The 15,160-nt window shown below is 39.9% G+C and carries 14 protein-coding genes and 1 pseudogene; all 15 read right to left on the bottom strand.

What is annotated here, in order from left to right; all coding sequences use genetic code 11:
- Positions 1 to 794 (bottom strand): DUF6908 domain-containing protein (locus tag E1963_RS23100; protein ID WP_414655371.1); only part of this gene is annotated, 794 nt, incomplete at its 3' end.
- A gap of 1,460 nt (positions 795 to 2,254) precedes the next feature.
- Positions 2,255 to 2,608 carry a TnpV protein gene (locus E1963_RS11425; protein WP_132278054.1) on the bottom strand — a complete coding sequence of 118 codons (354 nt, stop codon included), beginning with the start codon at positions 2,606 to 2,608 and terminating at the stop codon, positions 2,255 to 2,257.
- Between the two features lie 868 nt (positions 2,609 to 3,476).
- Entirely contained in the window at positions 3,477 to 3,827 is a 351-nt protein-coding gene (locus E1963_RS11420) for an LPD28 domain-containing protein (RefSeq protein ID WP_132278052.1), read from the bottom strand.
- A 47-nt stretch (positions 3,828 to 3,874) separates the two neighbouring features.
- Positions 3,875 to 4,087 (bottom strand): hypothetical protein, encoded by a 213-nt coding sequence (locus tag E1963_RS11415; protein WP_132278050.1) that lies wholly within the window; start codon positions 4,085 to 4,087, stop codon positions 3,875 to 3,877.
- An 8-nt stretch (positions 4,088 to 4,095) separates the two neighbouring features.
- A complete protein-coding gene (locus E1963_RS11410; RefSeq protein ID WP_132278048.1) occupies positions 4,096 to 4,377 on the bottom strand; it encodes a hypothetical protein in 282 nt (93 codons plus the stop codon).
- A 2-nt stretch (positions 4,378 to 4,379) separates the two neighbouring features.
- Entirely contained in the window at positions 4,380 to 4,988 is a 609-nt protein-coding gene (locus E1963_RS11405; protein WP_132278046.1) for a hypothetical protein, read from the bottom strand.
- A gap of 61 nt (positions 4,989 to 5,049) precedes the next feature.
- Positions 5,050 to 8,328 carry a VaFE repeat-containing surface-anchored protein gene (locus E1963_RS11400; protein WP_132278044.1) on the bottom strand — a complete coding sequence of 1,093 codons (3,279 nt, stop codon included), beginning with the start codon at positions 8,326 to 8,328 and terminating at the stop codon, positions 5,050 to 5,052.
- Positions 8,329 to 8,538: 210 nt separating this feature from the next.
- Positions 8,539 to 9,498, bottom strand: coding sequence for a ParB/RepB/Spo0J family partition protein (locus tag E1963_RS11395; RefSeq protein WP_132278042.1), 960 nt, complete (start codon positions 9,496 to 9,498; stop codon positions 8,539 to 8,541).
- Positions 9,452 to 10,282, bottom strand: a complete 831-nt coding sequence (locus tag E1963_RS11390) for a ParA family protein (protein ID WP_132278077.1) — start codon at positions 10,280 to 10,282, stop codon at positions 9,452 to 9,454. The genes E1963_RS11395 and E1963_RS11390 overlap by 47 nt, the downstream gene beginning before the upstream one ends.
- Before the next feature lie 148 nt (positions 10,283 to 10,430).
- Entirely contained in the window at positions 10,431 to 12,449 is a 2,019-nt protein-coding gene (locus E1963_RS11385; RefSeq protein ID WP_132278040.1) for a coiled-coil domain-containing protein, read from the bottom strand.
- Positions 12,436 to 12,915, bottom strand: coding sequence for a hypothetical protein (locus E1963_RS11380; RefSeq protein WP_132278038.1), 480 nt, complete (start codon positions 12,913 to 12,915; stop codon positions 12,436 to 12,438). The genes E1963_RS11385 and E1963_RS11380 overlap by 14 nt, the downstream gene beginning before the upstream one ends.
- Positions 12,916 to 12,925: 10 nt before the next feature.
- A complete protein-coding gene (locus E1963_RS11375) occupies positions 12,926 to 13,879 on the bottom strand; it encodes a hypothetical protein (RefSeq protein WP_132278036.1) in 954 nt (317 codons plus the stop codon).
- Entirely contained in the window at positions 13,876 to 14,094 is a 219-nt protein-coding gene (locus tag E1963_RS11370) for a hypothetical protein (protein WP_132278034.1), read from the bottom strand. The genes E1963_RS11375 and E1963_RS11370 overlap by 4 nt, the downstream gene beginning before the upstream one ends.
- A 255-nt stretch (positions 14,095 to 14,349) precedes the next feature.
- Positions 14,350 to 14,619: pseudogene (locus E1963_RS11365) on the bottom strand (DEAD/DEAH box helicase family protein); the annotation flags it as partial.
- Positions 14,620 to 14,777: 158 nt separating this feature from the next.
- Entirely contained in the window at positions 14,778 to 15,149 is a 372-nt protein-coding gene (locus tag E1963_RS11360; protein ID WP_243117694.1) for a transglycosylase domain-containing protein, read from the bottom strand.
- Positions 15,150 to 15,160: the final 11 nt, after the last annotated feature.

The raw sequence follows: 15,160 nt of genomic DNA, 5'->3' as shown, positions 1-15,160 counted from the left end.
GATGGCTCCACAATATTCCCTGATTTCAGCCCCATATTCTCCAGTGCCTGATACATGGAACGGATCACGACTGGCGGTGTATAAAATGCAGTCAAGGTAGACTGTCTTGCCGCCTCATATTCTTCTTCCGTCAATACGGTTTTCAGTTCCAAATATTCAATTCCCCATGAGGATTTGGTTTCATCGAAAGCGTCCGATAAGCCTCCCCACCCTACATAACCAGATAAAATCTCCTGTTCCTCCGGTGTAGCATAACGGTTTTCTTTCTCACATTTCTTTAATAGTTGGATTGCCATGATATTTGCCCGGAACTTCTCCTTTGCACCTCCCTGTCCCAGTGTATCGTCCGCAATTTGAAACTGGTGACGCTGTGACTGTGGAATTTCCGGATGAAGATCGAATGTCTGAACCTTTCCCTTCGGCATGGATTTCTCCCATGCCGGGGAAAGGTCTGGAGATATTTCTTTTTCGGCTGGTAAATCTAGTTCTTGGAAAGGTTTATATCCCTGCTCCCGAATCGTCGCAAGCCACTTTCCCGCAAATTCGTCCAGTTCCTCCTCTAATCTTTCATCAATACTTCCACCTTCCTGCATGACATCTTGGAAATATTTCTGATAAGCAGAATCATACGTCCTTGCGTGAAGTTCCTGCTTTTCATGGTCAACCATAAATTCCATATCCGGATCGGGCAGGGAATCTCCATTTTGTTCAAAGTAGTGAGACATCGACAGCCAATGTTCCCCCACCCACTCTACCGTAAGCGGCATGAAGTGTTCCCCTGCATGAAATTCCATGCTGTCCCTTTCCCCACGCAGCACTTCCGGTGCTAATTCCATAAGAGAGAGATAATTCCGATGGGCAATTCCGCCCTTTACTTCTATATCCTGCTCTACTTTCTGCTCCTCTTGAAGTTCTTCCACTTCCAGTATTTCCATTTTCTTCTTCAGATGGTCATTTGCCGGATTTTCCACTACTTTACGTTCAAACTCCTTACGTGGCATTTCTTCTGTAAAGAGTGGATACATCTGATTCCTCAACACAACCACATCATCAGAAAGGGTTACGATTTCATAAGCGTCCATACCGATATAGACAACCGTATCCACCCCAAAATCATAAATCTGATTCATAGATGGAAGATTTCCTACTTGTTCAACAGCCGATTCTACCAGCGCAGACGACAGTGCTTCTTCTTTTTCGGCTGGTATCGGTGTAAACAGACTGAATACTCCGTCGTGATAATCCCTCAGTTGTTGATATGCTTTCTGCATAGACGCATAGTGTCTGTCAAAATCAGCGGTATTTTCAAGTACCTCAGACATTCCGGTTAATAATTCTTCCACTCTCTCCGGATTATCCAGTTGTGGGCGGATTGCTTTGATTGCATCTGTAATATACATTCCACTTTCGTATGGACGTACTACATGCTCCGGCTGATTCGTATAAAAATGATAGATTCCATTCGCAACCACACCTTTTTCATATTCCGGTATATATGAAAGTTCTTTCTGCGTCATATAGCGGTCAGCAGCAATCAACTCATCTATTCGCTTTGCTACATTTTCCCATTTCACTAAGACCTGCTCTGCGTCCTCTCCAAAGCCACGATACAATTTCAATCCTTTTGAATCATGATTTTCCCCGATTCCTGTTCCTATTAAGACTGGACTATGACCACCTGTTCCATATTCATTCTTTAGAAATGTCACTTTCTCTTTTGTTGTATGCCCTTGCAGAAAGAATGAATAAATCCTAAATTTCCCCTCTGAAAACCCACTGCCATTTCGTAGTGTATAATCAATGATTTCCTGCGGAATAGAAAAAGCAGAGGACTTTTCCTCTGCTAAATCATCTAAAAATGCCAACTGTCCATTAACGGTAGGGAGAGGTTCTGCTTTATCCCTCAATTCTCCCATCAGACGCATTCCCTCAAAATACTCTGCAATTACACCCCAATCATAATAGCCTTGCGATGTTCGTGAAAGATAACTACCTTCCCATATATGCAGCACATTTTGATAGGTTTTATAGCCGACACGTCTTCCATCTTCCAGATAAATTTCTGTGTATTCCGGATTAAAAATGCTCTTGATATACTCCACTCGCCTGCCACTATCCTCAGCATTCTCAAAAAATCTCCGAATCTCCGATTTTTCTACTCTTAAGTGTGGTGTCGTAAGCAGAAGTTCTTTTATATCCTTATCGTTATGGAAAAATGGCAGGCTCTTATCTTCATGACTCCTATCATACCAGCCTAAACGTAAATCAGTTCCTTCATCACGATTTCCTCCGCTGACTGACGGATATTGTTCATCAGTCCCACCCACATCATCGGATCGCTCGCTTTCAGTTCCTCTGTCACGTTCTGTGCCGCTTTCATCTCTGTTGTAATCTGCTCCATCCGGCTCTGTGCTGTTTCTTGTATCTCCGTCAAATGCTGTTTCAGTTTCCCTTGTGTCATCAGGCTGATGAACAGTCCGTAATGGTTCTCTCTCAGATACATCCTGCGAAGGGAGCCATACTTCCCAATGTGTCCTTCCGGCTCGTCCGGTACGGTCAGCTTCGGAATCAAATAATCTCCTTGCTTGCTGTATGTCACTGCTTTCATGTTTAAAACCCCTTTCCGAAGTAATTTTCTCTGTTCTTTCATCTCCAGTATATAGTTCCTCCTGATGTCCGGCAAAGGTACGATTTTTCCGGTTCTGCTCCTGTTGTAATTTCCGCATGGTATCTGAGATTTCCGCCAATGCCATTTCTGATACATCACTGGTGGCTGTACCAAATAAATTGACCAGTTCCGGTGTATTAAAATCCCGGATATTACGAAAATCTTCTGTCTCCAGATAATCCTCTGTGTCTATGCCACACCGTACCATCAACATATAGGCAATACTGTTCGATAAAAGTGTCCTTACCTCTACTTCTACGTTATATTCGTCCAACTCTTCGATAAAACTACCTTGGCGGTATGCTAAAATGTCTTGCATATAATCAAGCAGATTATCCTCTGCCAGATGTTCTGCCGCACTTCGGATAATTTCTGACAATTCGGTTACATTTTCCGGTACTCCAAACGCATTAGACAATGTTTCCTTTACTGCCTCTTGATTTTCTTCCGTAACTTTCCACAGTGCTACCGGACGAATCAGACGTTTATATTTCCCTTCCTTTGTATCGGAAACATCAAAGTAATATTTCAACTTCATATTGTTTCCGCTTTTATCAAAGACTGCGATTGCACTGGAATTATGCTTCACCCACCGTCCAAACTTCAAGTTCCAATCTTCCATACTAAGGACTGCAAACGCCTCCGGTCTTTGCACATGAATCAATATCTGTTCATCAAAGGGAAGTCGAAAATTCCGGCAGGCAGAACGTAAGAACGCAAGCCAGTTTTCCGGCGTTGCGGTTACTTCCCGTATACTCTGTGCATATAAATCTGTAATTAAATCATATTTCTTTGCCACAACTTCGCCCTACCTCTCCTTCTCTTTTTCTCGTTTCGGTGGGTATTTCTCCAGAAACTCCTGAATCGTCCGACAGTCACCACCGCAATAATCCCAATCTTTCTCCGGTTCAATATCCAGATAACCGTTAGATGATAATTTTATCCGTTCACGAGTAAGAATACTCCCAAAATGATTGACTAGAATCCCCTTTGCTATCTGCACCGGATCACCCCAACCTTCATCATCATGGCGTACCTCATAAAGATATAAACCTTTGGGGACTGTATTTCGGTCAAGCCTCATATCATGAAAGAGTGCCGGCTTTCCTAACACCCTAATTTCTGTATAAGTTTCTTCCATTGCATTGTATTGTGCCATCTATACCCTGCCTCCTTTTCTGCTCTACAAGCTAAATCTCTCTATCTTCATTCATTCTCTCCTCCCGCTAAAAAGGTAAGGACTTTATTTGCTTTCACTGCTTTCTGAATTTCGTTGATCATGCCAATCTCTGCTACGCTAATTCCCGGAAGAGATAAAATATCATCCATTGTCATTGCAAGGACAGCCTTTTCCGTTTCAAATCCAGCCTCTATCAATTTTGACAGACATTTGATTGTCTTGTTATTTATCTGAGCCATCACTGTTCCTACCTTTCCCGTTCTTGACTGTTTCTCTGCTTTCCCTGATTCACCTTTTCCTGCCACTGTTGATAAAACTCTACTTTATCCATTGTTCTCTGACATAAATCTTTGATTGCCGACAGTTGATCGTTCAGATAATGTCCCCAATAGTAATTGTCTTTTCCACTACACTCCCATGTTACAAATCGGTCTGGATTTTTTATATTGACACCTAACACATACTCCACCTCTCCTACGGGAATCGCTTGTATGATTTTATATCCCTGATTCATTCTCTCCTCACTCATATTTACCGCACCTCCCTGTTTGTCTGTTTTGTAACCTCTGTTTCTTTTTGCCGGATATTTTCCAACCGTTCCTTTGCCCACTGTGGCAGGCACGCCGGTTTCACTTCGCCTTGAATATCATAGCGTTCCCACCTGCCATGTTCCCCGGAATACAAGTTGATATGGTAACAGGCATTTCCACGGGGAGACGCTTTCGCACCGTTCCCGCCTGTCACATAGATGAGTTGATGTTCACAAGAACGATACTCTGGTTTTAATACACCGGGCTTAACTGCGACCACTTTCCCCACCAGACTTTTCCCATAATCATTTGAGAAACACATTTCTGCTGTGATTTTCTCTCTCAGTATGGTAACAGATTCCCGTTCTGCCACAACCTCCCGGCACTGCTCATGGATGCGGTCAGCAAATACTTCCATCAATTCCACATAATCGTCACCAATCAGACATTCCTCGTATGAACCAAAAACCTCATTGACTGTGTAGTAAGCACAAAAATAAGGCATATCCAACTGCTCATTGACACCGAACACAATCTCTTTTCTTCCCACGGAGATTTCCTTCGTTATCTCATACTCTCCCGCCATACGCTTTTCCTGTTCGTCATTCACAATTCTCAACTCCTTCCTACTATGTAAACAGGGCGGATCGCTCCGCCCCTGATACATAATCTTATTTATTTTTCTTTTTCCTCTTTTTAAGTGCCAGAATGAAAAAGGCTGCAATTCCAACTGTCGATACCGCCAACAAACCAATCCATGCCTCTACATGGCTGTCATCCCCTGTTTTTGGCGTTGTTTTATCTGGTGTTTCCGGCTTTGGGCTTTCTTTTTCTACTACTTTAACGGTCTGTCCTTCGTCCTTTATATCTTCATGGTTTGTCACTTCGATTTCCGTATCTTCCCTCACGATATAAAGTTTCTCAAATACTACAAGTTCACGGTTCGCAAGTCCTGTACCATTAAAAATAAAAGAAACATCTACTTTTCCTGCTGACTTTTCTGCTTTGAATACCGTCTCGGCTGTAACTGGTTTATCCTGAATAAGCAACTGTTCTCCTGTTGTCTTATCCATCAATACCCCCGACACTTTATACTCCTGCCCCACTTCCAGATTCTCATATTCTACGGTATCTATCAGTGTAATCTCTTCGGATTCTACGATTTCTTTATCTCCATCTGCACCATCTTTCGCTGTTGTATGAATCAATGGGAAATAAATACTCTGGTCTTTATCCTCAATATCCGTATGCGATGCTACTTCCTTGTCTTTATATGTCACAGACTCAAAAGCAACAATCGTTTTTCCTTTCAATGCACTTCCGTCAAAAACAAAAGTGAGTTCTACACTACCCTCTGACTTCTCCGGTGTAAATACTGTTTCTGCGGTCACTTTTTCCTCATTTACAAGTAATTCTTTTCCGGTTTCTTTATCCATCAGCACACCGGATACTTTATATTCCTTGCCCGGAATCAGATTTTTGTATTCTACAGTATCTACAATCGTCACTTCTTCATCAGCTCTGGATACATGGCTGTTTGTCTCCGTATCTGTTGCTGTTGTCCCAATCTCAGGGAAATATACCGTCTGCCCTTCATCGGAAATATCTGCATGGACTGCAATCTCTGTTTCCTCAAACAATAATGATTCAAACACGACCAGCGTTTTCCCTTTCACATCTGTTCCGTCAAAGACAAACGTGACCTCTGTGGTTCCTTCCGATTCCTCCGGTGTAAATACTGCCTTCGAAGTTACTTTCTTTCCTTCGATTTCCAACGGTTCTCCGGTTTCTTTGTCCATCAGAGTTCCAACCACTGTATACTCCTGCCCTGGCACAAGATTTTTATAGCTTACCGTGTCAATCAGCGTCACTTCGGAATCTGCATTTGCAATAGGCTCTTCCGTGTCTGCGTCTTTTGCGGTTGTTCCGATTTCCGGAAAATAAATGGTCTGATCCTCATCTTCGATATCCGCATGGACTGCCAGTTTCAAATCTTCATGGTATAACTCCTCAAAGACAACCACTGTTTTTCCAGTTAAAGAAACACCATCAAACGTAAATGTTACCTCTACGGTTCCGCTGCTCTTTTTTGCTTTGAATGTCTCCTCTGCGGTGACTGGTTTTCCATCAATCAGTATCGGCTCTCCAGTTTCTTTATCCATGAGTGTTCCAACGACTTTATACTCCTGTCCCTTTTTCAAACCTTCATATTCGACAGTATCCACAATCGTTACTTTCTCATCTGGTTTTGAAAGATGAGAACCCGTCTCTTTATCTAATGCAGTGGTTCCGATTTCAATTTTATCATTGGTAAGCGTTCCCAACTGTACAGTGACAGAATCTTTATAGATTGTCACCTCAAACTTCAAAAGATTCATGCTCTCATTTGCCTCACACCTCTGCTCTTCAATTACATAGGTATCATATAGCAATGCACCCTTACGATCATCCACCTGTGATGTTCCAAACCAAATACCGTCCGCAGAAGATTTTCCCTGATTGGTATTTTGAGAATGCTTTACCCACTCTGAAGAGGTACTTGCATATCCGTTCTTATCCGTAACAATCGTATGGCTCTCTCCGGTTGTTTTTGAAGTAATGGAAAAAGGAACATTTGCAAGACGGTTTAATTCTCCGTCTGCCACTTTCACAAACTCCAAGTCTCCACGGAAAATCTGTTCCGGAACACCCGCTGCGTTATAACAGAAAACCGTTTCTTCCGTTCCTTCTCTTGTGATTTTCTGCACAAATACTTCCTTATTTGCAAAGTATCCTTCCGGTGCTTTTATTTCTTGAATCGTAACGGTTCCTAAAGGCAGACAAGGTGTTGTACCGTCCAACTGGTAATAAAATTCATCACCGGAAACAAGATATTCTTTTGTGAATTTCACTTTTCCGCCCTTATCTGTCTTAAATACCCACGTTTTAACTGGCTGTTTTCCACTTTCCTCTGGATTGCTGTCCATCTGTTCTGTAAAGAACTTAAGTGTAAATTCTGCATGTTCCAAAGACGCAGCTCCCTGTGCCTTTGCCTCTCCTGTCTCAGCGTCTATTTTCTGCAATACAATATCCATCGGTTGATTCTGTGGAACTTCCTGCACTTTTACAGTAGCGGTCACTTCCGATTCCACCGCCACATCATAAGACTTTGTATCAATGGCATATCCGGCACTCGCTTCGATCTCACGGATGGTATAACTACCTGTTTCCAAATCTCCGGACTTTGCATATCCTTCGGCATTTGTTGTAAGGACTGCCACCTGTGAATCTCCCTGATAAATGCCATACTTCGCACCTTTCAGGCTGTAATTTCCGTTTCCATCAGAAATCTGTCCGTTTGCGGTGCTTTTATATAATTCAATCCACCCATACGGTTTCTCATACCAACTTCCTGCAATGGTCTGGTGATTATCTGCCGGAAGAATAAATGCCCGGAATCTTTTTGGAGGATTTGGCAGGGAGTTGATTACATCAACCACTTCTTTTGCCTTTGCAATAAAATTTGCTGGAGCGCCATAAAATGCACCGCCTCCCTCATTGTAATTATCATAAATATAGGCTAATACCAGATGTCCAACCACATAAGCATTGGTATCCGACCAACCATGAAAGCACTGATCTCTTGTAATCGTCTCATAGCCATATCCACCATTGAGATAATACAAAGCCTTTCGAATCGGGGAATCATTTGGCAGCAAATTGTAACTATACGTTCCGGCTTCCGGTGTTTTCTTCAACGGTTCCAGACAATATGCTGTGTTCGTACCGTCAAAAGTCATTCTCGTTGTAAAATAATCTCCATAGGGAATTGTTTCTCCGGAATTAAAATTAAGCGTTCCATCTGCCGCAAATACAGTAGTTGCCGACGTACCAAATGCAGTCAGCACGGTTATAAGACTGAGCATAAATGCCAATACCCTTCTGCTTTTCTTTTTCAATCTCTGAATCATAGATTTCATTCCTTTCATAAAAAAATCCCTGCGTTGTGCAGGGTGTATAATAAGTTTCAATTTATGGGAAAGTGGCTAGCCACGCTCCCCTCTTTGTGTTTTCGGCTGGTAAACTGCTGGTAATCTTGAGGGGGTAGGGTGTGGGAAGGGGGAGAGAAAAGAAAAAAGACTTTCCACGAAAGGGCATACTTTCCCCTACGGTGGCAAGCCTTATCTTTCCCGACTACGTTCCCGCTTTCGGTACATTTCCAACGCCTTGATAATCGTATCTTCCACTTGTTTTACAGACGTCCCCGGTGGAAAAAATTTGCTGATACGCTCTTTCGGCATACGGAATTGCTCTTTTTGATTTCCCTTTTCCTCTGAAAGTATGGAAAATATCACATCTTCATTCAATCTCCCCTGCTCTGAAAACTGCCGCATTTTAATTGCTTGTGCATGGCTCGGTGTGCAATCCTCCGATTCAATGGTTTCATACAATGCGGTCTGTTCCTCTTTCGGCAAATAAGACAACTCTACTGCCGGACGCATGGCAATCTGTAACATACCTTTTTCTTTCAGAACAGAATTATCCACTAATTCAAGTAATTCCGGTATAAGATTGGTTAAACGGATATATCTACGTACTTGGTCTTTACTTTCTCCTACCTGTTCTCCTAATATCTCTGCTGATTCTCTTCCTTTTAACTTCCACGCCACTGGCTCGGAAGTTAAATCAGTACGCTTTCCCTGCCTTTTCATTGCGTCAAGTTTCATTTTATAGGCAAAGGCTTTCTCTGATGGTAAGATAGTTTCCCGTTGCAGATTGGAGTCAACCATAAGAATGGTAGCCTCTTCGTCCGATAATTCACGGACAATACACGGTATGTCTTTCTTTTCCGCTATTTCACTTGCATATTTTCTTCGGTGTCCGGCTACCATTTCATAACCGCCCTCTGGCTTTGTTCTTACAAGTGCTGGTGAAAGCACGCCATACTGTCTTACACTTTCCACCAGATTTTGCATTTCCTCGTCCATTCTGACCTTGAACGGGTGGTCTGGAAAATCACTGATTTCTTCAATCCCAATCTCCATCACCATTTCACGCTTTACCTCGTCTCGTTCTTCCTGTGTACTGAATAAATCATCTGCTGAGGGAAGATTTAGATTGATTCCTCTGCCTTTCGCCATCTTTCACCACCTCCTTCGTAAAGGCTTGATATGCCCTTGCAACTGTACCGTCTTTGTCGTAACTGTAAATACTCTTTCCTGCGGCACTTGTCTCTGCGGCTTTAATTGCAACCGGAATCACTGTCTGATACACTTTAATGAATTTCCCATAGTTCTGCTTCAGACTACTTTCTGTGGCTCTTGCTAGATTAGTACGCATATCTGCCAGTGTAAGCAATACACCGTCCACTCTCAATGAAGGATTGATTTGACGCTGCACCTTCTTAATGGTCTGGATTAACTGTGTCATACCTTTTAAGGGCAGGTAATGAGCCTGAACAGGTACAATCACGCTGTCAGCCGCCGCTAATGCGTTAATCGTCAGCATTCCCAAACTCGGCATACAATCAATGAGAATATAGTCATACTGCTTTTTCAATGGCTCCAGACAGGTTTTCATTGTTGTTTCCCGGCTCATGGCATTTACAAGCAACATTTCCATACCAGATAACTCAATATTTGCCGGAATCAGGTCAACACCTTCCTCGTGGTGCAAAATCCCCTCTCCCGTCTCCATTGGTCTGTCACGGATAATATTTTCCATGTGCGTTGTGAGTGTGACGGGAAGATTGTCTTGTTCTACCCACCCTAAAGATGTTGTCAAATCACCTTGTGGATCAGCGTCTACCAGAAGTACCCTGTTTCCCTCATTTGCCAGTCCCACACCGAGATTGACTGTTGTGGTTGTCTTTCCCGTGCCGCCCTTTTGGTTAGCAATGGCAATCACTTTGCATTTTGATGACATACTCTGTGAGTGCATTACGGATTCCTCCTTTCCTGAAAAATTTAATAGCCACTCCTTTGTGGGGAATGGCTATGTACGGAAATTTAGGCATAAAAAACCGATTGATTCTCGTAATGAAAACCAATCGGGGTATGTAATTCTTTTGTAACTATGCGTCCAATTTTTGAAATGCTTTATTTTTAACTTCGATTAAATTATATGTTCCTTCTTTTAATTTATCAATGGCTTTTTTCGTATCGCTATCTTTCACAGTGATGCCTATTATTGTTTGACAATTATTTCCTAACGATAAGATACTTTCAAAAAATTTTTCCATATCCTTTGGCACAATGCTATGTTGTACGGGTTCATCAAAAATTAAGACTGTTGGATGGTTACCTCCTTTTACCATAGACACCTGCATCAAGGCTATCGTATAAGCCCAAATACCTCTAATATTATCACTCGCAGAAGAATCAAATTTCATATCAAATTTTTCAATAACTGGTAAATAACTTTCCTCAGATATATTTATTTCTTGCATATCTATAACGCTCTTATATCCATAGGTCATCAAATTTATCACAAATTTATCACGCAATAATTTCAATTTTTCAAAATCTTTAGCAGAAAATTTACTACTAGGAATTTCCTTCTTTTCCTTTAAGTATCCCTTCCAATCATCTGATAATTCTTCGAATCTCTCCTTTTTATTTTCAATAAAGTTTTTCAAATCTTCCAATTGATCAATTCTCGTTTGTAATTCAATTTTCTTATATACTAAAGATTCCGATAAACTATCATCCACAGCGTATAAATCACTACGTAATGTTTTCGCTAATCTTCTTAAAGTAAATATTTTTCCTTGAAGATTTTGGATTTTCTGATCCATATCATCTCTACTATGCTTATGGCTTTCTTTTGCGTAATTCAACATTACCTTTTGTGCTTCTAAATGACGAATATTTTCATCTATACTCATGATTTCCACGCCTTCTAGTGAAGGCAAAAGAGAATCATTAATCGGTTGATGACACACCGGACATATATCTTTGGAAGTTAAGCAATTTAATTGTGAACCTAAATCTCTCAATCTTGCAGCATCTTTATTATTCCTTAAATCATTTTCAATAATTTCGAGATTGTTGTCTAATACTTGAATTGCTGCTTTCTCTTGCAGTATATGCTCTCTAAACCATCTTGTAGTATCTTCATACTCCTCTATGGTTTTCTCAGTAGAATTTAATTCCTCCTGCAATTCTTCAAAATTATCAACTACTTTTGGCTTAATATTATCAATTTCTTTATATTCCTTTCTCAGCCCGTTTATATATTCATCAATATTCTGCTTATTTTTTAATATGTGAATTCCAGTTAAGTCTATTTTAGTTAAAACGCTTGGCTTTAATGGTACTCCAAGAATTTCACACGTCTCCCTTCCTACAGCATTAAAAATTTCTTTAACCAATAGTTCCCATTCACTTCTTATCCTAATTTCTTTTGTTTTTAAAGAATCTTTCTTCTTTTCATTACTTAATGTATCTAATTTCATAACAAACTCAAGTACACGCTTTTTCGAATCCTTTATTCCTAAAATTGGCATTCCTGAAAAAATATCTGCCCAACCATGCTTTTGTTCTATAAACATACATGAAAAAAGTAACTGCAAATATAACTTTCTCTGGTTTCCATCTGTTGCCGGAACTATTGGAAGCTCTAAATGTAAGAATTTTTCTAAAAATCTATGAAATCCTTGTGTATAGACTGCTGAATTGGGCATATGAACGTATGTGTCCTCCACAAGAGTAGCATCTCTTATATTATCTAATTCAGAATAATAAACAGTAATCAATTTTGTATCTCTATTATCCATTTTGGCTACTCGATATAAAGTAACCACTTCGCTTCCATTAGATATTTGTAAATAAATTTTCGCTTCTAATACATACAGCTTTTTATCGCCACTTTCAATAAAAGTTTTGTAAACAGATGTTAAAACCTTTTCTCCTTTTCCACCTATAATTTCTTCAAATCCTAAACAGTAATATACTGCCTCAAGAATCGAACTTTTTCCGCAGGTATTATCTCCGCTTGCTAAGAAATTTAGACCATCATTAAATTTTTCATCAACACCATACAAGCCTTCCTCAGTTTGTATCTCTACTCTTAATCTATCAACTCTCAGCATTCTTGTACCTCCACAAAGACATCAATTGCTCAATCTTATCATTTGTTAATTTAAGACCTAATTCTTTCAAAAATATTTTTTCCTCTTGCAAAATATCTTCTTTATCAATTTTTTTTACCAATTCTTTTCCCGTATCAGTCAATTTAAAAGTACCATTTTTTAATTGACTAACTAGTTTATCAGCTATTGCATATTTTATAGCTCTATTTACTGCCGGATCAAATCTTACAAGCATAAATGACATTTTTTCATTAACATATTCTTCTAACGCCTGCATACATTCTTTAGTATTCAAAGCATTAGAAATAATATGTAATTTAACCAAAGAACATCCTGCTCTTCCACTACAAGTTTTTGCAATAATTAAACAAATCTGTGCAATCTTATAACTAATTCTGTAATTGTAAGGAACCGCATCTGGCTTAGAATCAAAAATTATCTCATTAGTCAATAAATAATTATCCATAATAGTATCCCTACTTCCTAAACTGCATTGAACAATCTGCCAACCACATACTAATAATATCTGTTTTAAGTTCAAAAATAGAGGCAACTGTAAAATACTGACATGTTTCTCTCAACTGTTTCTCAAAATCTTCTAAAATCTCATTAAAGATCTTAATATTTAAACTCTTATCTGTGTTCATGCACGTTTTTAGAGAAACTTGCTTTTTATATGCTTGCTCTAATCCATAGACATCTTCATATATTTCCGCATATGATACTCGTAGCATTCGCAATATTTCCATGCCTTTTATATATGCCTCTATATAAGTAGCTATTACCTGCTTAAATCCTTCATCCTCTTCATCTATATCATTCATCACCGCTTTAACTTTTCTTTTTATATTATTAGTCTTTTCAGAATCACATTTTTCCCAATCAACAGCTTTAACTTCTCTAACAGCCAAGTTTAACTTAGCATCTGTCAATGAATTCCTTATGCTTCTTGTTATTTCAAATCTAAAATCCTCTGCTTGTTTTATTACTATGATAAAGTCATCCGCTATATAGTCATATTGTGATGGATTATCTTTTTTACATTTTAAAACTTCTTGTCTTTTTGTTTCAGCATGCTGAAGAATTCTCGAATCCTTATAAAACGGTATAACAAAATGCCACTCATGTATGAGTGGAACACCCAATTGATTCAAACGCTTTTTATACTTATCCTTGAGCAGTTTCCCTATATCTGCTGTCATTTTATCTCTTTGATGATTATATATTTCATCATCAGAATACTCTCTCTCTGGATAATAGCATTGATTTACTATACCAGTTCGAGTAAACCCTTCAATACCCGCATCACCACCTTGCGTTGCTGGTATTTCCGTATAATGTTGTTCCTGATATTTAATTCTATAACATGATTGGCATAAATCTTCCCATGTATCACCATCTAATTTTCCTTCATAAAAATCTAAAATCATCCCGTTCCACCGCCCAATAGCTTAATTGATATTGACCTCTCACAAATAGGTTTCAAAGAAATCAGCTTCACATCAACAATACGTTCCATTTCTGTTGTGAAGAATTTTATCTTTACCATCTGAATGTCTTCAAATATCTTAAGCAATATAATTTTTTGATCAACGTAATAATACACGCTATTGAGCCTGAATTTGGAAATATCAATTTTCTCCATACAATCTCCTCCATCCAAAGCTCAAATTATAGCTGTTTGGGATATTATACCATATTTTTATTCCTTATAAATAATATATTCTATAATTATCGTGAGCTTAATTTTTCATTACGAATTTTTCCTACAAAAAGTCACAAATTCCATTTGTCCACCTAATATCATCTAGTCCGTATCCTACCATTTCATCCGCAAAATCCGTACCAAACAGCACGAAAAAGCACGAAATATCACGCTTTTTCACTCCCAGACAGACTAGCTGACGAAATACTCCACCGCATTATTCGGGAAGAATTCCTTGAACTCTCCGTAAAGCTGTGCCGCCAATGTCTTATTATGTGCAATAATCAATGTCGGCTTGTTCAATTCCTGTATGACATTGGCCATCGTAAAGGTCTTACCGGAGCCGGTGACGCCGAGAAGCGTCTGACACTGATTTCCTTCCTTAAATCCTGCTGCCAGTTCGGCTATAGCCTGGGGCTGATCGCCGGTCGGCTTGTATTCAGATACCAATTCAAAATGATCCACGAAAGCTCCTCCTTTATGAATGCATTTGTAATTACATGTATTATTCCTGCAACTAGATAAGATTATATCAGATGGCATGAAAAAAGTACAGAGCAAACTCGAATGTTTGTTCTGTACTTTTTTTATAATATGCCTGGCAGCTTAGCCGTCGCTATTTTCTATTTTCTATTCTCTCTGCCTCTTCCTGAGTGATTATCTTCTGGCACACCATACTTTCCAGCACCTGGACCGTACGCCGCCTGGCCGCCTCCTTGTCCGTATCCGGAGAGCAGAGAGATGGTGCATTTGGAACTCCTGCCAGCAGCTGCAAATACTTCTGCGGCCTTCCGTTCCATCTTTTTATCCTCTGTAAACAGCAGGTTCTTGACAAGCTGCTGGGTGATGGTGCTTTCGCCTTCCACGAATGCTCCCGCCTTTATATCTGTCCATGCGGCACGGGCGACCGCAAGAGGGTCGATTCCGCAGTGGTCCTTGAGCCTGTGGTCCTCTGCACATATGGCGGCCTTTATATAAAACCGCGGCAGTTCCATACATGCAGTAT

Origin of the sequence: Extibacter muris, from assembly GCF_004345005.1 — a bacterium.
GTDB lineage: Bacteria > Bacillota > Clostridia > Lachnospirales > Lachnospiraceae > Extibacter > Extibacter muris.
This window is presented reverse-complemented; position numbering and strand designations above follow the sequence as displayed.